The sequence below is a fragment of the Pseudoalteromonas sp. NEC-BIFX-2020_002 genome (assembly GCF_013002825.1).
GTDB classification, from domain to species: Bacteria; Pseudomonadota; Gammaproteobacteria; order Enterobacterales; family Alteromonadaceae; genus Pseudoalteromonas; species Pseudoalteromonas neustonica.
On the sequence record NZ_JABEPJ010000001.1, the window covers coordinates 493,253 to 516,342 of the forward strand.

Sequence of the window (23,090 nt, forward strand, 5' to 3'; positions counted from 1 at the left end):
TTATTGTGTTTTATAGTTTTTATTGCACCATAGAAAACAGCTTTTGTAGCTGTGGCATGTATTGCTTTACTAAGTTTAAATTGCTGTCACTTACTACAGGGGCTTCTGCTTGTGTTTGCGCTGCATTAGCAGAATGACCCATTGTACCCATCATTGCGCTTGCACCTTTATCTTTCGTGCTACTCATTGACTGTAAGCCACCCATTAGCTGGTTTACTTTAGCTTTATTCTCAGGAGATAAATCGCCTTTGATATTTTCTAAGTAGGCCATTGATACCTCTGAACCGACAGATACAAGTTGTTCAGGTGTAAAACCGTATTCGTTAGTAAGGGCTGCAAAGTCTTTATAAAGATCGTTGTCTTTGATCATACCTAATGCACTTAATGCCAGTGCGCTCGTGCCGCCTTCGGAGCCACCGAGCATACTCCCAAAGTCCATGCTTTGCAGTGAGTCTTGGTTTTGTGACCAGTCCACTACAGCAGGGAGTGCTTTCATGTAGCTTTGTAATTCATTTTCAGTAATATCTTTAGCAAAACTTGAGAAGCTGATTGCTAATAAACTAAGTGAGATAAGTATGTTTTTCATAGAGTGGTCTCTTTTTTATATGGCTATTTGGATTAAAGTCTAAAAATCAGTATCGCGCTATTTAAAATTCTAATAATGATATACTGTATTTTTACCAAAACGAGCTGAACGTCATGTTAATTATTTCAAATACCGTAACAATCGATGAGTGGGAGCTTGAGTTGACAGCTATTCGCTCTCAAGGTGCGGGGGGTCAGAATGTTAATAAAGTGGCTAGCGCCATTCATCTACGTTTTGATATTAAGCGCTCGAAGTTACCTGAATTTTACAAAGAGCGTTTACTTGCACTAAATGATAGTCGCGTTACAAAAGATGGCGTTATTGTGCTCAAGGCGCAAAGTCATCGCACACAAGAATTAAACAGGGAAGATGCATTAAAACGTTTAAAACAGTTAATAGTATCGGCTACCAAGGTAGAACGAGCAAGAAGAGCAACAAAACCAACACGAAATTCGCAGCGCAGGCGTATGGATAAAAAAACCAAACACGGCAACACCAAAGCGCTGCGCGGCAGTGTAAAATTATAAATTAGGTTTGAGTACTTCGAATAATGCTTCGATATGATCATCGCGGTCATTTAATGCGGCAATATAACGGTATTTTTCGCCGCCAGCATGCTCAAAAATCTCACGGTTTTCGCCTTCAATTTCTTCAAGAGTTTCTAGGCAATCTGCACTAAAAGCTGGGCTGATAATTGCTATATCTTTGATGCCTTGCTCAGGAAAACTCTCAAGTGTGGCGTCGGTATAGGGTTTAAGCCATTCAGCTTTACCAAAGCGGCTTTGAAAAGTAGAAATAACATTATCTTTATCAAGCCCGAGTTTTTCGACCACTAAACGCGTGGTTTGTAGGCATAAGCAATGGTATGGGTCGCCATTATCTAAAAATTGTTTTGGCATGCCATGGTATGAAAATACGAGCTTTTGCGGCATACCATGAGCTTGTAAGTCTTCGCTTATACTGTTAGCTAAAGATTCAATATACGTACTGTTTTTGTGATAGCCATTAATAAAGTGTAGCTCTGGCACCCAGCGCCACTTACGTAGTACATTTGAGACAGCATCAAATGTGGACCCTGTAGTAGGGCTTGAGTATTGTGGGTACAAAGGCAAAATAACAATACGCGTCAAGCCTTTCTCTCTTAGTTGTTCAAGGCCCGCTTCAATTGATGGGTTACCATAGCGCATTGCCATCACTACTTCAGTATTAGTATATCCTTGGGCTTTGATATAAGCGTCAAGTTTATCGCGTTGCAAGCGTGTAATGTGCGTTAAAGGTGAACCATTTTCAGTCCAAATACTTTCGTATAGTTTAGCTGAACGCTTTGGTCTAATACGTAAAATAATACCATGTAGTATTATCATCCACACGATACGTGGAATTTCTACTATCCGAGGGTCTGATAAAAACTCTCTTAAATATATCCGTAGTGCTTTAGCTGTCGGTGCATCAGGGCTGCCTAAGTTAGTAAGCAGAATACCTGTTTTTTGATTAAAACGACTATCATGGGGATTATCGGTTACGGCTGAAAATCGCGACACGCAAAGCTCCTTGTTGAGCAAATAAAATTGTGAATGGGTACTTTAATGGGTATTGTAACGAACCCACGGTGATTTGTGATCACTTTCTCACGTAGATTTGATCATGATCCTAAAAGGGCTCGGTTTTTTAGATTCGAGTTGCTGTAGTTTTTCGATTGATTTGATACTAAATACATGGCCTTTTGGTAATAACATAATACCTGCATGGCTATGTATAGCATGGCCGAGAATCATGTTTTGTTTTAGTGCTTGAGCATTAATTATTTGCATCGAGCCGACTTGCGACTGTTGTTTGAAATTAGCGATTCCTGATGCATCTAACGCTTTAACTAATTTGGGATGATAGAAATTACCGCTATACATTTTTACTGTATCTAATGCATGTTGATGACGCTGTTCTGCTGTCGCATTACTTTGCTCATAGGCTTCCCAATAATCACGCGCCAGTGCTAATATTAATGCACTTAATGGAATATCATTACCGCGTAATCCTTTTGGTAATCCGTTACCTTTAAAGCGTTCGTACTGATGATAGATTGCATCAGACACATCATGTAGATGTGTGGCAGGCATTAACATTAACTGTGCTGTACTTGGGTGAGTATAAAAAATTTTACGTTGTTGTTCGGTTAGTTGATGGACCGGTTTTTTATATAGCTCAGGATCCATAGCAAGTAAGCCAATTTGCGCTAAATATCCTGCCATAGAGGCCATTTCTACGTTTTTATCAGGAAGTTGTAGCTGTTTAGCAATCAAGGTACAGGTATTAGCAATATTTTGTGCTTTATTACTATCTAAATAGGGGTTGGCATTAATAAAATTATAAAGTAACTCAACAGTCGATCTGTGTTCATTTATTTCGTGGGCATTGGCGGTTTCTAACTGCTTTAATACTTGTTTGATTTGTTTTGTACGTTTTTCGACTCTTTGCTCTAAAGAGTTATTGAGTTCTTTAAGTGCGGTATTGTGTTTATTTACTTGCTCTTGTAGTAGCTTGTTTTGCTTTTTGAGTTGGTATTTTTCAATGCTTCCAACAATACTTCTAAGTAGCAGGTCATTTTGCCATGGCTTTTGTATATAGCCATGAATCTGCCCTTGATTAACGGCGGCTAGAGTGGTTTCTATATCGGCATAGCCAGTTAACAAGATGCGTTGAGTGTCAGGTGCAAGTTTTTGTGCTTGTTCTAAAAACTCCGCGCCAGTCATTTTTGGCATACGCATGTCGCAGATAATTACGTCAAACTCATATTGCGTTAATAGCTTTAATGCATTATCTGGTGAGTCACACGTGATGGCTGAAAGTTGATTATTCTTTGCCAGTCTTGATAATGAGCGTAAGACAATCTCATCATCATCAACACATAGCACTTGAACTGTTTGTAATTCATTTTTTTTTGATAGTTGATCCACTTAATGCCTCATTGCATTCTTTTCTGTAAGCATAGTTGGTTGATGTGGGTTTTTCTAATATAAACATACGATAGAAATTAATTGTGCTAATTTTAAGTAATGGCAAGATTATTTGAGATAGGTATGCAAATAGCTATTCATGTGCTGATTATTGACGATGAGCCTTTAATCTTGAGGGCCCTAACAAAAGCGCTTGTAAGAGCAGGATCGCACATTGTTGTGACTGCCTTAACTGATGCTGATAAATGTATCGAGATAATTAATACTCAAAGTATAGAAATTGTTTTATGTGGAGTAGGGATGAGTAGTCGTGTCACTCAAGAAACACTTATCTGTTTTCAGCAGCATAGTCCTGCAACAATTCGCTGCATATTAAAAGGTACTAGCTTTGATGACTTACCATGGCAAGCTGATGAAATGGCACATTTTTGTTTGGCAAAACCTTTCACTTATACGCAGCTGCGTCATGTTATGCAATGCACGCAACGTTTGCTTAATTTAGCAATAGCACCAGAGCTAAAAAATTTGTTAGGGAAAATGAAAGGGCTGCCAGTAATACGCCAACAAGTTATACAAATCACGAATGCACTTTTGCAAAAACCAGTTAATTTTGAAGTACTCATAGGGTTAATTTCACATGAACCACTTTTAAGTAGTAAGCTGATTCAAGCAGCTAATTCAGCTTTATTAGGCTTTGCAAGTGAAACAACCAATTTGCAGCAAGCTTTAATACGTGTGGGTACAAGTTTATGTAGGGCACTTGTGGTAAACAGTGAGGTACAGAGTCATTATCAAAAAATACTATCAAATAAGCTGCTAGCGACTATTTCAGATCATGCATTTGCACGAGCAACGCAAGCCAAAGTATTTGCAAAAAAAGCGCATCTTTCCTCTCAATCACAAGATATTGTTTTTCTTTTAGGTTTATTAAGCGGTGTTGGCTCTATGGCGCTTTATGTATTAGTAAAAGAATTGAATGAAGGTGAGCAGACGTTGCTCTCTGAAGAGCTTATATCTGTATACATATTAAATTTGTGGGGTTTTTCAGAGCAAATTACCCAGGCAATGTTGCTGCCAAAAACGTTATCCCAAATAACGGATCCCATAATAGCAATACATTTTTTAGCGCGAGAAGTGGTTCAAACACCTGAATTTGAATTAACAGAAGGTGATATTCAGGCGCTAGAAAATCTCGATTTAGTTGTTTTAATACAGGAGTTAGTAACTATATGAAAGGTGTTATTTTTCAGTCGCTTGAAGGGTTGGTGTTAACTCATAGAGACATGGCTTGTTGGAATCAATTACTCGCTAAAAATGCACCGAAAGATCGTGCCTATGTATCAGTTAATAATTACCCTGATCAAGAACTAAATGCTCTGGTCAGTGATATTTGTATTGAGTTACAGCTTAGCAGGGCTAAGGTGTTGAATCAATTTGGTCGCTATTTGTTTAATTATTTTATGAAGCATTATAGTGTTGTTGTAGGTCATTATTCGCATTTTGAAGCACTAATATTAAATATTGATAGTGTTATTCATAAAGAGGTGAGCAAGCTTTATCAAAATACAAATTTACCTACTATGGATTGTATGATGGTCTGTCCTGGGCATATCGTGATGCATTACCAATCACCACGGCAATTATGTTTTTTGGCTGAAGGATTAATTTATGGCGCTGGTGAGTATTTTTTAATGGATGTAACGATTGAGCATGAGCAATGTTTACTTCGAGAGGATGAACGCTGCACTTTGAATATTTATTACCAGCCGGCTAAATAAATGACAATGGATATAGACTATAAACAAGCTTATCTACGTGAACAGTCAGCACGCTTGCAAGCGGAGCAACTGATTGAAGATAAAAGCCGTGTATTGTTTGCATTAAATGAAGAGTTAGAAAAGAAAGTAGCTGCTTTGGAGCATCAGCAAGCACTGCTTGTTCATGCGGAAAAAATGGCCACTTTAGGGACATTATCTGCGGGTGTTGCACATGAAATCAATAACCCTTTAGCCTATGCGATGAGTAATTTAGAAAGCCTTCAGTACATTAACCAGTCAGTGTTTAAGTTACTTGAGCTAAGCCAAAAGTTGGCTCAGGGAGAGGTGAGTGAGCGAGAGTTTCGAGAATTCCTAGTAAAGATGAATGAAATACATGCTTTTGACGTTATTAATCAAGATATTGTCGAGCTGATTGATGATAGTGTTGAAGGTTTGCGAAGGATAAATCAAATTGTCCGCAATTTACTTAATTTTGCACGCCCGTCAGATAATGAAAAAATTTTAGTAGATATGACCGATGGTGTAAATAATGCGCTTAAATTATTAAAGAGTCAGCTCAAGGGGGTTGAGGTGATAACTAAATTTCAGCCAATCCCGTTAACGTATTGCAACTTATCAGCTATTAATCAAATAGTTGTTAATTTACTGATTAATGCGAAACATGCATGCGAAAATTTAATGCAGAAGAAAGGTCGAATCTATATTGAAGTTAAGTTTTCTGATCCGCACATTATCATAGGTGTTGAAGATAATGGTTGTGGGATGAGCGAGGAAGTTAAAGGGCGTATTTTTGATCCGTTTTTCACTACAAAATCGGTGGGAAAAGGAACTGGCATGGGGATGCCTTTAGTGTATTCAATGGTGAGCGATCACCAAGGCGCAATTGATATTAGTAGTCATGCAAATCAAGGGACGAATGTACGGTGTTTATTTCCAGTGATTAATAATTGCTTTTAAATTGCTCAATAGTTAGCTAGTGTAATTGTAAACTTAAATAATAATCTCAGGGTGACTTATGCTTAATGAAAAAAGTACCATCATATTTAGCGACTATCTTAGTCAACATGCTGAATTTAAAGTAACAGACATTGATAGTGTGCTTGGTTTTATTTGTGGATTACTTGCTTGCTCAGAATTTTATGGGGAGTCAGAAATAGTGGGTTATATCGCGGATAAAAATGATCCGGCTTATGCAACTATGATGACGGAGTCACAAGAACGAGATGCAATGATTACCTTGCTCGACAATATTACGCAGGCACAGGTTGAACAGAGACATTTTTTAGCTGAAACTTACCCACATTCAGACTCAGATACAATGCCAAGTGCGCGATTGCAGCATTGGTGCAAGGGTTATCTGGCAGGTTATGAAGTAAATCAAGCTGTGTGGGAGCAAGATTTTAGCTTTTTGGTCAGTGCAGATAAGCAACAAGTTACGAATCAAGCTGATGGGCAATTATTCATTGATAATTTTGAAGCTACGTTGAATTTATTGGCAACGTTTTCTGCATGGGAGAATACATTAACGCAGCAGCCCGAACCAGACAAACTTAGTGCTAACTTCCCGTTGCTATATAAAAGCTTGGATGAAAGTTTAACGGCAATTGCATCAATGGCTTTGATGCTTGAAGATGAAAAGTTATCTCAGTTTGAAGAAGAAGGTTAGAACTTTTATACCCTAAAAAGAATGATTCGAGAAGCATGATTTGAATAATCATGCTTTTTTTTGTCCAAAATTCAATCAAAAATAGTTATGAAGATAAATAATAGCTAAATATTGCATATTTCGACCATAGTAGTAGCTAAATATGTTTCTTTTTGTTGATAGATGTTGCTAGGATGTTTGGGAGGACGTCATTATGTAAATGACGAGCTATTAAATTAATAATTCTAATAATCTTTATATGAACTCAACTGTTATTTAAGGCGAGCTTAAAAGCAGAAATGAGTCAACAGGGTCGAACACACATGACAACACTTCGTTTAAATACACTGGCTATTGCAGTGGGACTGGCTTTTAGTGCCTCTTCGGTTATTGCAGAAGAAGCACAAGTCCAAGCAGAAAAAAACATTGAACAAATTTCAGTTTTGGGATCTAGAGTATCAAACCGAACTGTAACGGAATCTTCTTCTCCGATAGATTTAATTGATGCTGATACACTTAACAAAGGTGGCTTCACAGAACTTGGTCAAAGCTTACAAGCAACGGCACCTTCTTTTAATTTCTCGCGTACGCAAGTATCAGATGGTTCAGATTTATTTCGTCCGGCAACACTGCGTGGCTTACAGCCAGATCAGACGTTAGTGTTGGTAAATGGTAAGCGTCGTCATAATCAATCTATTTTCGGCTTAGTTGGCACCGTTGGTGCTGGTGCTGCCGGTACTGATATGAATGCGATTCCTTTATCTGCACTTAAAGGGGTTGAAGTGTTACGTGATGGCGCAGCTGCGCAATATGGCTCGGATGCAATCGCAGGTGTTATTAACTTATCATTGAATGATTCAACAGGTATTACAACAGGTTATTTTCAAGCTGGCAGTACGGGTGAGGGCGATGGTGATACCATATCGCTTGGTTTAAACCGTGGTTTTGATTTAGGCGATCAAGGCGGTTTTATAAACGTCTCTGCTGAGTATCGTGATGCTGACGGAACTAACCGTGCTGAACGTGATACCGGTGGCTCTGCAGCGGTATCTGCAGGTACATTATCTGATACCGTACGTTGGGGGCAAGGGAATTCAGAAAGTGAGTTTACGTCTTTATTTTATAATATGTCGTTACCACTTGATGATGCAGAATTATATTCGTTTGGTGGTTACTCTGAACGTACAGCGTTAGGCAATGGTTTTTATCGTAATTTTGATGCGGCCTCTAAAAATGTAACTCAAGTATACAGCGATGGCTTTTTACCACGTATTTATAATGAGGCGCAGGATATTTCGTTAGCGTTGGGCATCAAAGGCGACATTAATACCGACTGGGGGTACGATGTGTCAGCCGTGTACGGTGAAAATCAATATGATTTTACTTCACGTAATACACTAAATGCATCGTATGCAGCCGAGTATGTTTTAAATAATCCTAATGCGACTGATGCTGATATCGCAGCAAATTCAGGCCCAAATGGGGGATATTCGGGTGGTTTTCGTTTTGATCAAACAACCGTTAATGCCGATATAAATGGGATTATAGATATTGGTCGAAGTGAGCCTATATACCTATCCTTTGGTGCAGAATACCGTAAAGAAAACTATCAAATTGTGCCTGGTGATGAAGCATCATATGCATGTGGTTTAGCGAATCAGAATATTGTTTACCCTTCAGCAAATGATCCAAGTACCTCGGCTGAGTGTGGTTTCCAAGCTTACAATGGTTTACGCCCTGAGGCATCAAATAGCCAAAGTCGTAATAGCCATGCACTTTATGTTAATGCAGAGACGATGATTACGGATGCGTGGAATATCAGTACCGCACTTCGTTATGAAGACTTCTCAGACGCGGGTGATGATATTATTGGTAAGCTTGCATCTCGTTACGAATTGAATGATGATTTTGCTGTGCGTGGTGCGATTTCTAGTGGTTTTAGAGCACCTTCATTACAACAAAGTGCATATACAGCTTTTACAACAAACTTAGGTGATGGTGGTGTACTGGAACAATCATTTATTGCTAAAGCAGGATCAGATCTTCCTGTTGCTTTAGGCGTTGAAAGTTTAGAACTAGAAAGCTCTAAAAATGTTAGTTTTGGTTTTGTTTATGATGTAAGTAGCGAGTTGTCATTAACCGTTGATTTTTACCATACAGCAATAAAAGATCGTATTACTTTGGGTAACTTTATGAAGGCCGAAGATCTTGCGTTTAGCCCTGCGGCTGTTGCTGCACTTAATGCTACGGGAGCAGATCAAGCCGCTTATTTCTCAAATTCAGTCGATTCAACAACCAAGGGTGTTGATGTCATTCTTTCTTATCGCACAGATTTATACGATGGTGACTTTTCTGCAGCATTTGCGGGTAATATTAATCGCACATACATTGATAAAGTAAACGCCCCCACAGGCGTCCCTAAAGAGATAGCTTTAGATGATACTCAACGCAGCTTTTTAACAAATGGACAGCCAGGTGAGCGTGGTACGTTAACGTTTGATTATGAGCGTGATGCAATGAGTGCAATGGTACGTTTTAATTATTTTGGAGAAACCGACGTTAAGTACTTTGGTAATGATCATATCGGTTTACCTGACTTCTTATCGCCAACAGGTGAATTTAAAGACACCAGTGTTGTTGAATCTGCGGTATTAGTTGATATTAATTTTGGGTATGAACTGAGTGAATCACTGACTTTTAACTTAGGTATTGATAATGTGTTTGATGTAACACCTGATGAATTAGGGAAAGATGAGGCCCTTGATTTTATTACAAATGGTGCATTTAAATATCCAGTTAGAGCATTGCCATATGGGTTTGATGGTATGACGTATTATGCAAAAGTAAGCTTTAGCTTCTGATGCACACCGAAGTGCCTTAAAAAGCGAATTTTGCTTCTTTAGGTACTTCGGATATAAGTACTTAGAATATATGCGAAGTACTCACTGCGCACATAAAAATATTTATTGAATGAGAATTAATATCAATATATAGTATTGATAATTATTCTCATTATAGGTGTTGTTATGTTCAAGCCACTTTTTCTTTTAGCCTCCCTTGTTTTATCTACAGGTGTTTTTGCAAAATGCGAAGTCACTATTTCTGCTAATGATGCTATGGCATTTTCCACTAAACAGCTTGAAGTTGATAAAAGCTGTAAAACTGTAACATTAACACTTAATCATACCGGTAAATTACCCGCCAATGTTATGGGACATAATTGGGTGCTTAGTGTGGCTGCTGATGTTAAAGAGCTGGCGATGGCAGGTATGCAAGCAGGGCTTGAGAATCGTTACCTTCCAAAAGATGACCCTCGAGTGCTGGCCTCTACAGAGGTTATTGGTGGTGGGGAGACTACGTCTATCGAGTTTTCAACAGAGAATTTGAATGCAGGCACTGTTTATAAATTCTTTTGTTCCTTTCCAGGGCATTTTGCAATTATGCAGGGGGATTTTAAGCTAATTTAAAGGCTAGAGCGTGTTGACCTTTCGAGATTGATTTTGCAACAGTATGTTTGGTATTTAGGCAAGGCAGAGCCTATGGTGTGTGGTTGCTCCCCATAAATAGGCGATAACACAGTATAAATGCCAAACATGCGCTGCCCAAAGGGTTCTCTAGGGGCGATTAACTCGTTGTAGTTCGGTTTTTACTTAGCCCGCTAGGTTACAAATCTCTCGCCGCGATTAAATCGCCCCTAGATTGAACAAATTTGAATCCACAAAGGTCAACAGGCCCTAGAATATATCTTTAAAATAGTATTAAAAACACTTGCTAATTAGCTAGTAAGTCCTACAATCCGCAGCAAGTACCATGGTACTTGCTGCTTAATTTATTCACTTTATGAACTGGAAATATTAATGAAAAAACATAAAAAAGGTCAAAAATCTCACAATAACAGTGTTGATACTGGTCGAGGGGTTATTCGTGATAATGCGTTGGCAGCTTTAGTCACATCTAAAATATTTAAACCACAAATTGTATCAGCTAAAAAAGGCAAAGGGTCTTTTAAGCGCAACAAAAAACATGCTGGACAAGAGTCCTATTTAATCGCTGCATAATATAGTTGTGATCAAATAGGGCTTTTGCTGTTTTCGTTTAACAACTTTCACCTACTGAATAAAAATATAAACCCCGCTTAGATAATTTTTTTCTAAGCGGGGTTTTGTGGTTATATAGCTGTAATTATATTTCTGACGTCTTCATTCCATCACTTTACGTGCCCGTAAAGGGCAATAAAAAGCTCTGTAAACACTGATTATGCTGGTTAACTTTAGGTTAACCTTGCGTTCATGTTTAATGCGTAAAATTCCCCAAACTTTATACGGGTATACAATTTTCAATTATAACCTATATAAAAACTAGACTTTATCATTACTTTTTGTTACTAATTTACCTATTATATGTACGTGTCTTTTTTAAATTAAGTTGACGTGCGTGTAAACTATGATAGCTTTAATGACGATTTGTAAATTAAATGTTATTTTTAACCCCTGGGCGGAGGAGCATATGAGCTCATCAATGATAATAAAAAATGCTTTTAAGCTAAGTGCTTTGTCACTTAGTTTTATTGGCTTAAGTGCGCAAGCTGCAGTTGATTGCAGTGCGTTAACACAATGGCAAGCTGGTCAAACACATACTGGTGGAAGCCAAGTTCAAGCGCAAAATAATGCGTATGAAGCGAAGTGGTGGACGCAATCTAATCCAGCAGAGAATTCTGGCCAATGGCAAGAATGGAAAAAATTGGGCTTGTGTGACAGCGCTGTCACAGAGAACTTAATACCAACTGTGACAGCTTTAGTACCGGCAAATAATTCTCAATTTGACGAAAAAGACAGCGTTGTCATAAGTGCGCAAGCATCTGATGCTGATGGCACAGTTACTAAAGTTGAGTTTTTTGTAGATGGTGCTCTTGTCGCAACTGATAGCAGTGCACCATTTAGTACAAATTGGCAAGCCATCGTTGGTTCACATCAAGTTAGTGCTGTTGCTACAGATGATAAAGGTGCACAGTCGAGCGAAGTCATTAGTATGATTAGCGTGCAAGGCAGCGTAGTTGACCCAGTTAACCAGGCACCTGTAGCATCTATTTCATTCAGTACATTACCTGAGCAGCTTATCGTTGGTTCACAAGTTGTATTTGCACTTTCTGGCACAGATAGCGATGGTCAAGTAACGTCGTTGAGTTTTGCTGCTAATGGCGCAGATGTTCATCAAGCAAATTCAGCTGCAAGTAGCTATGCATGGCAAGCGACTGCACTTGGACAAGTCACATTTACCTTGACCGCAACAGATAATGAAGGCGCTACGTCACAAACAACAAAAGTACTTAATGTTGTTGAAGCGGGCACCCCTCCTGGTACGGGCACTGATTGTCGTCCTCAGGGTTTATACCAAACACCTGGTGTAAATACGCCTTATTGTACCGTATATGATGCCGATGGTCGTGAGATCATGGGTGCAGATCATCCTCGTCGTGTAATTGGTTACTTTACTAGCTGGAGAAATGGCGCAAATGGTCAGCCTAGTTATTTAGTAAACGATATTCCGTGGGACAAAATCACTCATATTAACTATGCGTTCGCACATGTTGATGCAAACAATAAGGTATCAATTGGCGATCCAAATTCAGCAGGTAACCCTGCAACGAATATGGAATGGCCTGGTGTGAGTGGCGCTGAGATGGACCCTAGCTTTGCTTATAAAGGTCATTTTAACCTTCTAAATAAATACAAAAAACAGCACCCACATGTAAAAACATTAGTGTCTGTTGGTGGTTGGGCTGAAACAGGCGGTTACTTCGATGAAACTGGTCGTGTTGCAAGTGGTGGTTTTTACACCATGACAACAAATGCAGATGGATCAGTTAACCATGCAGGTATTGATGCATTTGCACAAAGCTCAGTTGAGTTTATTGAGAAATATGGTTTTGACGGGGTTGATATCGATTACGAATACCCTTCATCAATGAAAGACTCTGGTCATCCAGATGATTTCCCTATTTCAAATGCACGTCGTGGTGGTTTAAACGCGTCTTATAAAGTACTGATGAAAAAAGTACGTGAAGCATTAGATCGCGCGGGTGAAAAAGCAGGTAAACATTATCTGTTAACTATCGCATCTCCATCTTCAGGTTATTTACTACGTGGTATGGAAACATTCCAAACTGTTAAGTACCTAGATTATGTAAATATTATGTCTTATGACTTGCACGGTGCATGGAATTCACACGTTGGTCATAACGCTGCATTATTCGATACAGGGCTAGACTCTGAACTTGCACAGTGGAATGTATACGGTACTAAAGAGTTTGAAGGTATTGGTTATTTAAACACTGATTGGGCTGTGCGTTACTTCCGTGGTGCTATGTCAGCTGGTCGTATTAATATCGGTATTCCATATTACACGCGTGGTTTTAAAGATGTAAGTGGCGGTACAAATGGTCTTTGGGGTCAAGCTGCACTTCCTAATCAAGCTGATTGTGCTAAAGGTACAGGCGTTGGTGAGAAGAATAAATGTGGTAACGGTGCATTAGGTATTGATAACCTTTGGCATGACAAGAACGACGCAGGTCAAGAAATGCCTGCAGGGTCTAATCCACTTTGGCATGTTAAAAACTTAGAAAACGGTATTGTTGGTTCGTATTTAGGTGTTTATGGTTTAACGCCAGAGACAGATCCTAACGATCAACTAACAGGTACTTATACTCGCCATTATGACAACGTTGCCGTAGCACCTTGGTTATGGAACGCAGAGAAAAAAGTATTCCTTTCAATTGAAGATGAAGAGTCTATGGCGACTAAAGTTGATTATGTAATCAACAATGGCCTAGGCGGTATCATGTTCTGGGAACTTGCTGGTGACTTTGATTACGATGCAGCTAAAGGCGAGTACTTCATGGGTTCAACACTTACTTCATTAGCGTATGACAAGTTTAATCAAAGTGGTGTTGCGTATGATGTACATGGCGGTAACCCAAGTTTCACAGTACCAACTGAAGCTGTTGATGTAACGTTTGAAGCAAAAGACTTCCCAATTGGTGATGATAACTACCCAATTAGCCCAACATTTGCGTTTACTAATAATTCAAATATTGATCTAAGCGGTGCGAAAATCTCATTTGATGTACCTGTATCAACATCGGCTATTTTTAAATCTAACTGGAATGCACAAGAAAAACTGGGCATGGCAGTAGAAGTAAATGGTTCTAATGCAGCAGGTAATAATATTGGTGGTTATGAAAATGAATTCCACCGTTTTTCAATCACGCTTAATAATGAATGGGGCGGTCAGCCTAAGGACTTCAGTGCAGGTAAAACTGTAAATGCACAAGTGATGTACTACATGCCAATCACAGGTCCAAGTAACTTTACTATTGAAAAGGATGGCAAAGTATACGCATTCAAATTTGAGTATCCAAAACTTCCAGATGGAACAACAGGCGGTAATCCTGGCGAGCCAGGTAATCCAGGTAACGGCGGTGGTGACACATCTGGTACATGTGAAGGTGTCGCTATTACAGCAATCCCTGTTTATCCAAATTTTGCTCAAAAAGACTGGGCAGGCAATCCAAGTCACGCTACAGGCGGTGATCTAATGGTTCACAATAACGCAGTTTATAAAGCGAAGTGGTGGACAAGTTCAGCACCTGGTTCGACGGCTGATTGGACTAAGAGCTGTAGCCTGTAAGTAATAATAAAACAATAAGGGGTAGGTAATTACTTGCCCCAATATTGAGTCTTTTAAAGGACAGAGCAATGACATCAATTAAATTTAAAACATTATCACTAAGTGCAATAGCAAGTGGTTTATTACTTACATTAATGCCAGCACAGGTGAGTGCGCATGGGTATATGGATACCCCTAAAGCTCGCCAAGCATTTTGTCAGGCAGATGCAGGTTATTGGTGGCCAACAGATGGTAGCAATATTCCAAATCTAGCGTGTCGTGCTGCCTTTTTAGAATCAGGTACAGTGCAGTTCGTTCAAGATATTGAATTTTCTGTAAATACGCCTGATTACCTAAATCAAGCAGCCGTAGAAGCTAAGGTACCAAATGGGTTGCTATGTGCCGGTGGTGATAATGCAAAACGCGGTATGGATTTACCATCGCCTCATTGGCAGCGCAGTGATGTGGTGCCAAATGCTAATGGTGAAATCCAAATTCGTTACCTTGCTGCAACGCCCCACAATCCGAGTTTTTGGCAATTTTATTTAACTAAACCAAGCTTTAATGCAGCAACTGATGTATTGACATGGGCTGATTTAGAGCTAGTGCAAGAGCACGCTAATATTGATTTTGTTAAAGATCCAGATGGTAAGCGTTATTACGAAATGAACGTTGCGATCCCGCAAGATCGTAGCGGTGATGCGATTTTGTATAGCCGTTGGCAGCGTAATGATGTAGTTGGCGAAGGTTTTTATAACTGTAGCGATATCAATATAGTAAATGACGCAACTCCAACAGATCCAAGTGTATGGACCAGCGTTGGTTACTTTGTTCGTCAAGGGCAAAACGCAATCGCGGGTGATACCGTATGGGCACGTTTATTTGATGAAAATGGCCAAGAGGTTATTAATCAACAACTAAAAGTGACTATGCAAAACCAATCAAATTGGCAACAAGCACTTGCAACACAGCTAAATCTTGATTATGCACATTTAGTACAAATCGGTGTGCAAAACCAAGCTGGCGATGTTGTATTTAATGACGCCGACACTTTGATTAACCAAGTTTATAGCAGCAATGCTAATTATACCTACGCGCTAAGTGTGCAAGGTGCACCAGCTAATACAGCGCCTATTGTTCATACACCTGCTGATTTAGTCGTTGACGAAAACACCACAACAAAAGTGCACTTACACGCATTTGATGATGAGCAAAGTGTGTTGACTTATAACTGGTCAGTACCTGCACCGCTGAGCTTTACAGGTGGCGATGCAAATATTGAACTTAGTGCACCAGAAGTAACAGCTAATACCGATTATACGGTATCAGTGTCTGTATCGGATGGTGAACTTACTACACAAACTCGGTTTAAAGTGACAGTTAACGACATAACAGTTGTTGATCCTGTCGACCCAGTTGATCCAACAGTACCAGCTTGGGATAGCTCAGCGACATATCAAGCTGGCGATAAGGCGTCCTTCCAAGGCGTTGTGTATACAGCTAAATGGTGGAATCAAGGGCAACAGCCAGATAGTTCAAATGCGTGGAAGGCAGCATCTAATCCGGGCACAAGTACAGATTGGAATGCAGGAAAAGCCTATCAAGGTGGCGCAGAAGTAACGTATCAAGGACAGCGCTATAGCGCTAAATGGTGGACTCGAGGTGATACTCCTGGACAAGCCAGTGTATGGAAAAAACTATAACTTTATTACTAAGTTTTGTAGTTCAAACTTATTACCCAATAATTAAAACATGGATAAGAGAGAAATATGAATATTAAACATTTAACAGCAGCCATTGGTGTTGCATTATTCGCAGGTACGGCTACAGCTGCGCCATCAACACCTAGCTTAAATTGGGAACCTCAACAGTATTCTTTTGTTGAAGTAGACCTTGAAAGTAATGGCTCTTATAAGCAACTGGTCAAGCGTGTTGACACTGTTAACATCAACTTACAGTGGAATGCATGGAGTGGTACTGGTGGCGATAGCTATAAAGTGTACTTTGATGACATGCTTGTAAATGAGGGCGCTTTACCTGCAGGCACAAAAAGCGGCACTATTAGCTTCCCGTATGATAAATCTGGTCGTCATACGCTTTATATTGAATTATGTGAAGCTGGCGCAACATGTGCACGCAGCGCAGGTAAACCAATTGTAATTGCTGATACAGACGGTGGCCATTTAGCACCACTACCTATGGATGTTAACCCTAACAACCGTAACATCGGTACTAAACAAGGTTTAGTGACGGGTGCTTACTTTGTTGAGTGGGGTATTTATGGTCGTGATTACGATGTATCAAATATTCCAGCGCAAAATTTATCGCATTTATTGTACGGTTTCATTCCAATTTGTGGCCCTAATGAATCATTAAAAGAAATCGAAAACGGTAACAGCTGGCGTGCACTAGAAAAAGCATGTGCGGGTTCTAGCGACTTTGAAGTCGTTATCCATGATCCATGGGCAGCAGTACAAAAAGCACTTCCAGGTGTTGATGCAAAAGATCCAATTCGTGGTACTTATTCACAGTTAATGGCACTTAAGCAACGTTACCCTGATCTTAAAATCTTACCATCAGTAGGCGGCTGGACATTATCTGACCCGTTTTTCTCGTTTACTGAAAAAGCAAACCGTGACACGTTTGTAGCATCTATGGAAGAGTTTTTAAGAACATGGAAATTCTATGATGGTATTGATATTGACTGGGAATTCCCAGGTGGTGATGGCCCGAATCCAAATCTAGGTGACCCTGTAAAAGATGGTCCTGCTTATGTTGCGTTAATGAAAGAATTACGTGAGATGCTAGATAGGCTAGAAGCTGAAACAGGTCGTACTTATGAGCTAAGCTCTGCAATTGGTACCGGCTATGACAAAATACAAGACGTTGATTACCAAGCAGCAAGTCAGTATATGGATTACATCTTTGCGATGACTTATGACTTCTTTGGTGGTTGGAATAATGTAACAGGTCATCAAACAGGTATTTACTGTGGTGAGCACATCAGTGCTGGCGAATGTAATGGCACAGGTGTTGATGAAAATGGCGAACCACGTAAAGGCCCTGCTTATACAATTGATAACGCAGTGCAGCTATTACTTGCGCAAAATGTACCATCTAAGAAAATCGTTGTAGGTACTGCAATGTATGGCCGTGGTTGGGAAGGTGTAACACCGGGTAACGCTACAATTGCAAATAACCCAATGACAGCGCCAGGTAATGGCAAGCTTACCGGCACTAAAGCACAAGGTGTGTGGGAAGCAGGCGTTATTGATTATAAAGGCATTCAAGCATATATGGTTGGCGCATCAGGTAATGGTGTAAATGGCTTTGAAGTTGGTTATGACGAACAAGCTGAGGCGGCATATGTATGGAACCGCTCAACGGGTAAACTAATCACTTATGATAGCCCTCGTTCAGTGATTGCTAAAGGTCAATATGTAAACCAATATAACCTAGGTGGCCTATTTGCATGGGAAATTGATGCAGATAACGGCGATATTCTTAATGCAATGCATGATGGCTTAGGTGGTGTTGTTGCACCAATTAACAAAAAACCTGTGCTATCTGTAACAAACGCTGTAACAGTCAATGCGGGTGAGTCAGTATCTGTTAGCGCAACAGCAACCGATGCAGATAACGATACACTTACATACTCTTGGGTTGCTTCTGCTGAACTTACTGTAACAGGTACTTCAACAAGCACACTTGCAATCACTGCACCAAACGTAACGCAAGATAGCCAGTTTACTGCAACTGTAAGCGTATCAGATGGTAAAGCTACAGTAAGTAAAGATGTAGTTGTTAACGTTATAGCACCAGTAACGGGTGGCGACAACACCGCTCCTGTTGTAGATGCAATTGCCAACATTACAGTTGAAGAAGGTGCTTCTGCAGCAGTAGCTGTTGTAGCAACGGATGCACAAAATGATGCACTTACTTATGACTGGAATGTACCTGCTGGTTTAACACTTGTAGGTAATGGCGCAAATGTAAGCCTTACAGCTGGTGCAGTTGACGCCGACACAAACTTAACTGTTTCAGTTTCAGTAAGTGATGGCCAAGTTGCAACAACACGCAGCTTTACCGTAACAGTGACTAACAAAGACACCACAACTCCTCCAGGTGACACGTGGGATGCGAGTAAAGTATACACAGGTGGTGATACTGTTGTATTTAACGGCGTAACATACAAAGCTAAATGGTGGACTCAAGGTAACCGTCCTGATTTAGGTGGCGTTTGGGAAGCGACTACAAAACCAGTTGATGGTGGCGGTAATGTAATTTGGCAATCATCAGCTGTTTATAACAGTGGTGACCAAGTTTCTCACAATGGTGGTAAATACCAAGCTAAGTGGTGGACTCAAGGACAAGAGCCAGGCAAAGCAAACGTATGGAAATCACTTTAATTAATACTTCACCCAAGCCTACTCTTGGGTGATTAATTAATGTGTAAAACACCTTTTAAAGCAGCTTCTGAGCTGCTTTTTTTTGTGTTTTCATTCTAATACTCCATACTAATAGTTAACGAGTTTTAAAATGAGTATGCCACCTATCAAATATATTTTTATTCTGTTCGCTTTGATTGCGCAAGTCAGTATTGCATGTGAAAGAACTATGAAAATAGGGTTAGGGCAACCTTGGCCGCCATTTTACTTTGAAGGAGAGCAAACGTTATCAGGAATAGATATTGAAGTAACTCGTCTTATATTAAATAAAGCGGGGTTTTGCAGTGAATTCGTAGTTCTACCCTCTTCAATTCGAGGGTTGGTAGAATTGAAAAAAGGGCATGTCGATTTAGTACCTGCAGCAAGCTTTAGTCATCAAAGGGCGCAATATAGTTATTTTTCTATTCCTTATAGGCGTGAAAGGATGCGTCTTTTTTGGTATGAAGACGCTAAGTTATTTAATCACAACCTACAGAGCTTAATGAGTTTACGACAAACCTTCGTGGTAAACAACGGAGGGTATTACGGGAAAGAGTTTGAATCACTCAGCAGTCAGGAGCAGTTTAAAGAGTTGATAGTGCGCGTGCCAATGATTAAACAACGCCTTTATATGCTCAAAGCAAAAAGAGTTGATTTTATGATTGATGATGAGACCTCTGGTCTGTATTTAATTAAACAAGAGAAAATAGCGGGTGTGACACTTCACCCTCATGTTGTGCATGATAATCCCATACATTTTATGTTAAGTCGTAAAAGCCTGTCTCATCTTGAGCTAAAAAAAATAAATATTGCTATCAGCAATAACCAAGCAGCAATAAAGCAAATTATCGAGAGTTATACCCAATCAAGACCATTTTTGGGTAACTCAACCTAAGCGCGTCACATTAAGCCTAATATGCCCCGCATTAGCACCATAAAAGCGCATTAAATCATTTGCAAATGGCGTGAACTCGCCTGATTTAGTCATTTTAAATTCGCCGCCTGCGGATATTTCAAACACATCATCATCTGTATAATTAATCGCGCCAATTAATGCAAACCATTGTGCACTCGCTAAGCGACGAAATGGTTCTAATATCGCCATCGATATTTCTTTTACACCTAATCTAACACCATCTCGATGCCAGCCTTGGGGGCCACACTTAATGCCGTCGTCATACCATTGTTGCTCAGGGTAGGCTTGAAAACGATAGGTTGCACCTTGTTCGAGCATTAGCCCTGTGGCGTTATATTGCTCTGCGGCATAAATCATCACATCAAGGTGTTGACCAATTTGTAGTACCGTCATATTTTGATTAACCAGTGCAATATGATCCCTGAAACCAATAAAGTTAAGTGAGCGTTGATCTGCATATAGCAATTGATACGGTAAGCTTTTGAGTGACTCAGGGCGATAGCTAGTTAAATGATGAATTCGTTTAGCAACACTATGATGAACATGAGGTAATAATTCACTTTTTTCATCATTTACCAGCACTATGCATTCACGATCAACTAATTTAAAGAAGGGGTTAAACCAAAAGTAATTTTGCTGGTGGCTTAATGCAAAAGGGTCTGGGGTAACAGTCATGTCATCTTGTGCAATTAAAGCATGTTGACCTTGGGCAAATAATGATTGGTAGTCAATAGCTTGGCTGGTTAAAAAATGCAATGAAAGGGGTTGTTCTAAGAGCCACTCTATCGCAAAGCGCAAACAAATATCAGCCAATCCATCACGATAATAGCCGCCGCCAATATCAGAATGCGCACCTGCAAACCACACTTCTTGTACGTTTTGCTGATAATTGATTAAAGTGGGCTCAAAAGCACGACGTTTCTCGTCCAGCGCAACACAATGCAGTGCTTGCGTAATATTATTTGCTAAGGTGTGGTTTTCAAAAATAACGTGTTCAGCACCTCGTGTTGCTTTGGTGACTTTAGATAACCCAATGGAAGCAACAGTATCAAATACACATAAATAAACATGATGTGTGATCAAAGCTTCTAAGCATTTAGCAAAGCGCCGAGCTAAGGCGGCGCCACGACTAAAACCAGTTAATAAAACGGTGTCACCGCCAACATAATATTTTTTAAAATCGCTTATCGCATGATTTAAAATACTGGCTACATCGTCATCTCGCGGGGCAAATGTTTGGTTTAGAACGCGCTTTAGCCTGCTGCCTTTAGTGCCAATGCCTTGATAGTAAAAACTATGTTGTGATTCGAATTTCACCGCTTTTTCAGTGTTTAGCGTACCGCCTAACAATAAATGCAGTTTGAGGATATTAGAAATGCTGGCATCTTCTTTAAAGTGATCAGAGCTAAATTGCTCTGCATCACGAGGCTCACTTCCCGTGCCATCAAAATTGAAAATCAGCGTTTTGGGCGCCATAGCATCATTCCTTTATGTGGTTTATCTTACTTTACACAGCAAATATTAAAAATTGAAGACAGTTATTGCTAAATTATTTTGTCTAACAACTTTAGCTAAAGACACCGCTTGTAATAACAAGGCGCTTTCGCAGATATGCAAAATAAAAAATCACGATCGAAAGTATACAGTGATACCAATCCGCGTAGATATGGGGTCAATTTAATTCGTTAAATTGTTCAAATATTTATGCAGATTAGTATGATAACCCGGTGAACATTAAAGTTCACCGGGTTAACTTTAGTGCAACTTCATTTTTGGACGAACAACTCTCAGCACTTTTTCGCTTATCCACAGTGCAAATGTTTTCGCGCTGCCATGAATCGCGCGTTGGTGCATTCGGTACAGTGAAATATACATAAAACGGGCTATTTTACCTTCGATAAAAAAGCTGTTACTGGTGAGATTACCCATTAAACTGCCTACTGTGCTGTAGCGAGATAGGTTAACCAACGAGCCATGATCGCTGTATTTAAAACTATTTAATGGCTGCTGGCGCAAAGTTGCAATAAGGTTTTTTTCAATACATTGCGCCATTTGATGAGCAGATTGCGCACGTGGTGGGACTAAGCTCCCATCAGGTTGTGTAAATGCACAACAGTCACCTAACACATAGATAAATTCATCATTGTTACTTTGTAGATAATCGTTCACTTTAATTTGATTATTGCGGGTGAGCTCAAAAATGTCGATCTCTTTAACAAAGTCAGGTGCTTTTACACCTGCGGCCCAGAGCATGATATCAGCATTAATCTGTTCATCATCTTGGGTAATAAAACCATGCTCAATTGCTTGCTTAACTTGCGTATTTTCGCGCACAGTTACACCGAGCTTTAATAGCTCTCGCTTAGCCGCGCTGGCAATACGCTCGGATAATGCGGGCAGAATACGTGGTCCCGCTTCAATTAAATGAATATGCAAACGTTTAGCCGACATATTCGTCAAGCCATAGATTTTTAATAAATCAGAGACATGGTAAAGCTCAGCACTTAACTCAACCCCCGTAGCACCACCACCAACAATGGCAATATTTAAAGCATGTTGTGGGTCGTCGTCTTGGTGTAAGCGAGTAAAGTTATCCAGTAATGCATGTTGAAAGCGTTCAGCTTGTTGGTTTGAATCAAGATAAAAGCAGTGCTCTTTAATACCTGGCGTGTTGAAGTCGTTACTTACGCTGCCAATGGCGATCACTAGGTAGTCATAATGCACTATGCGCTGGGGAAGTATTTGATGACCAAGCTCATCATTTAATGGGCTCAGAGTGATAGTTTTTTGCGTATTATCGAGGTTGCAAAAGGTACCAAGTTGAAAATTGTAGTGGTGTTTAGCTGCATGCGCTGAGTAAACAACGCCGTCTAAATCGGCATCAATAGAGCCTGTTGCTACTTCGTGAAGTAACGGCTTCCAAATATGAGTGCGGTTTTTATCAATGAGTAAAATATCTGCGTGTTTTCTCTTTCCTAATTTATGCCCTAATTGTGTTGCCAGTTCTAAGCCACCTGCGCCGCCACCGATGATCACTATTTTAGGATGTGTGGTTATCATTACGTTGCCCTCAAAAGAATTATACTTAAATAGTCTGGGTAAACTACTTAGGTATGGCTATA

At 39.8% G+C, this 23,090-nt stretch carries 17 protein-coding genes; 12 read left to right on the forward strand and 5 right to left on the reverse strand.

Features of this window, described 5'->3' with window-relative positions:
• Positions 1-19: 19 nt before the first annotated feature.
• Positions 20-586 (reverse strand): hypothetical protein, encoded by a 567-nt coding sequence (locus tag HJP15_RS02015; protein WP_054204041.1) that lies wholly within the window; start codon positions 584-586, stop codon positions 20-22.
• A gap of 113 nt (positions 587-699) precedes the next feature.
• On the opposite strand from HJP15_RS02015, the gene arfB reads away from it, so the two are divergent.
• On the forward strand, positions 700-1,113 hold the full coding sequence (gene arfB / locus HJP15_RS02020; RefSeq protein ID WP_054204042.1) for an alternative ribosome rescue aminoacyl-tRNA hydrolase ArfB: 414 nt from the start codon (positions 700-702) through the stop codon (positions 1,111-1,113).
• Here the strand turns inward: arfB and hemH are convergent.
• Positions 1,108-2,127 carry a ferrochelatase gene (gene hemH / locus HJP15_RS02025; protein WP_170172950.1) on the reverse strand — a complete coding sequence of 340 codons (1,020 nt, stop codon included), beginning with the start codon at positions 2,125-2,127 and terminating at the stop codon, positions 1,108-1,110. The genes arfB and hemH overlap by 6 nt on opposite strands.
• A gap of 87 nt (positions 2,128-2,214) precedes the next feature.
• On the reverse strand, positions 2,215-3,537 hold the full coding sequence (nosR, locus tag HJP15_RS02030; RefSeq protein ID WP_054452383.1) for a response regulator c-di-GMP phosphodiesterase, NosR family: 1,323 nt from the start codon (positions 3,535-3,537) through the stop codon (positions 2,215-2,217).
• 123 nt (positions 3,538-3,660) lie between these two features.
• On the opposite strand from nosR, the gene HJP15_RS02035 reads away from it, so the two are divergent.
• The 11 genes from HJP15_RS02035 (at position 3,661) to HJP15_RS02085 (ending at position 19,947) form a co-directional block, all read left to right on the forward strand.
• Positions 3,661-4,770: an HDOD domain-containing protein gene (locus HJP15_RS02035; RefSeq protein WP_349304605.1), complete on the forward strand. Its 1,110-nt coding sequence runs from the start codon at positions 3,661-3,663 to the stop codon at positions 4,768-4,770.
• Positions 4,767-5,315 (forward strand): heme NO-binding domain-containing protein, encoded by a 549-nt coding sequence (locus HJP15_RS02040; protein WP_054204046.1) that lies wholly within the window; start codon positions 4,767-4,769, stop codon positions 5,313-5,315. The genes HJP15_RS02035 and HJP15_RS02040 overlap by 4 nt, the downstream gene beginning before the upstream one ends.
• A complete protein-coding gene (locus HJP15_RS02045) occupies positions 5,316-6,272 on the forward strand; it encodes a sensor histidine kinase (protein ID WP_054204047.1) in 957 nt (318 codons plus the stop codon). It abuts the gene before it with no gap.
• 58 nt (positions 6,273-6,330) lie between these two features.
• Entirely contained in the window at positions 6,331-6,981 is a 651-nt protein-coding gene (locus HJP15_RS02050; protein ID WP_170172951.1) for a UPF0149 family protein, read from the forward strand.
• Positions 6,982-7,283: 302 nt separating this feature from the next.
• Complete coding sequence (locus HJP15_RS02055; RefSeq protein ID WP_170172952.1) at positions 7,284-9,821, forward strand: TonB-dependent receptor plug domain-containing protein; 2,538 nt, start codon at positions 7,284-7,286, stop codon at positions 9,819-9,821.
• A gap of 165 nt (positions 9,822-9,986) precedes the next feature.
• Positions 9,987-10,427 (forward strand): azurin, encoded by a 441-nt coding sequence (gene azu, locus HJP15_RS02060; RefSeq protein ID WP_054452374.1) that lies wholly within the window; start codon positions 9,987-9,989, stop codon positions 10,425-10,427.
• Between the two features lie 390 nt (positions 10,428-10,817).
• Positions 10,818-11,018 (forward strand): alternative ribosome rescue factor ArfA, encoded by a 201-nt coding sequence (gene arfA / locus HJP15_RS02065; protein ID WP_054204051.1) that lies wholly within the window; start codon positions 10,818-10,820, stop codon positions 11,016-11,018.
• A 448-nt stretch (positions 11,019-11,466) separates the two neighbouring features.
• Positions 11,467-14,646 carry a glycosyl hydrolase family 18 protein gene (locus HJP15_RS02070; protein WP_170172953.1) on the forward strand — a complete coding sequence of 1,060 codons (3,180 nt, stop codon included), beginning with the start codon at positions 11,467-11,469 and terminating at the stop codon, positions 14,644-14,646.
• Positions 14,647-14,714: 68 nt separating this feature from the next.
• Positions 14,715-16,328, forward strand: a complete 1,614-nt coding sequence (locus HJP15_RS02075) for a lytic polysaccharide monooxygenase (protein WP_170172954.1) — start codon at positions 14,715-14,717, stop codon at positions 16,326-16,328.
• A gap of 66 nt (positions 16,329-16,394) precedes the next feature.
• Positions 16,395-19,034 (forward strand): glycosyl hydrolase family 18 protein, encoded by a 2,640-nt coding sequence (locus tag HJP15_RS02080; protein WP_054204053.1) that lies wholly within the window; start codon positions 16,395-16,397, stop codon positions 19,032-19,034.
• 130 nt (positions 19,035-19,164) lie between these two features.
• Positions 19,165-19,947 (forward strand): substrate-binding periplasmic protein, encoded by a 783-nt coding sequence (locus tag HJP15_RS02085; RefSeq protein WP_054204054.1) that lies wholly within the window; start codon positions 19,165-19,167, stop codon positions 19,945-19,947.
• Here the strand turns inward: HJP15_RS02085 and HJP15_RS02090 are convergent.
• Together HJP15_RS02090 and HJP15_RS02095 are read right to left on the reverse strand one after the other, a co-directional pair.
• Entirely contained in the window at positions 19,939-21,444 is a 1,506-nt protein-coding gene (locus HJP15_RS02090; RefSeq protein ID WP_170172955.1) for a phospholipase effector Tle1 domain-containing protein, read from the reverse strand. The two genes, HJP15_RS02085 and HJP15_RS02090, sit on opposite strands and share 9 nt — an antisense overlap.
• Before the next feature lie 279 nt (positions 21,445-21,723).
• Positions 21,724-23,028: an NAD(P)/FAD-dependent oxidoreductase gene (locus tag HJP15_RS02095; RefSeq protein WP_054204056.1), complete on the reverse strand. Its 1,305-nt coding sequence runs from the start codon at positions 23,026-23,028 to the stop codon at positions 21,724-21,726.
• Positions 23,029-23,090: the final 62 nt, after the last annotated feature.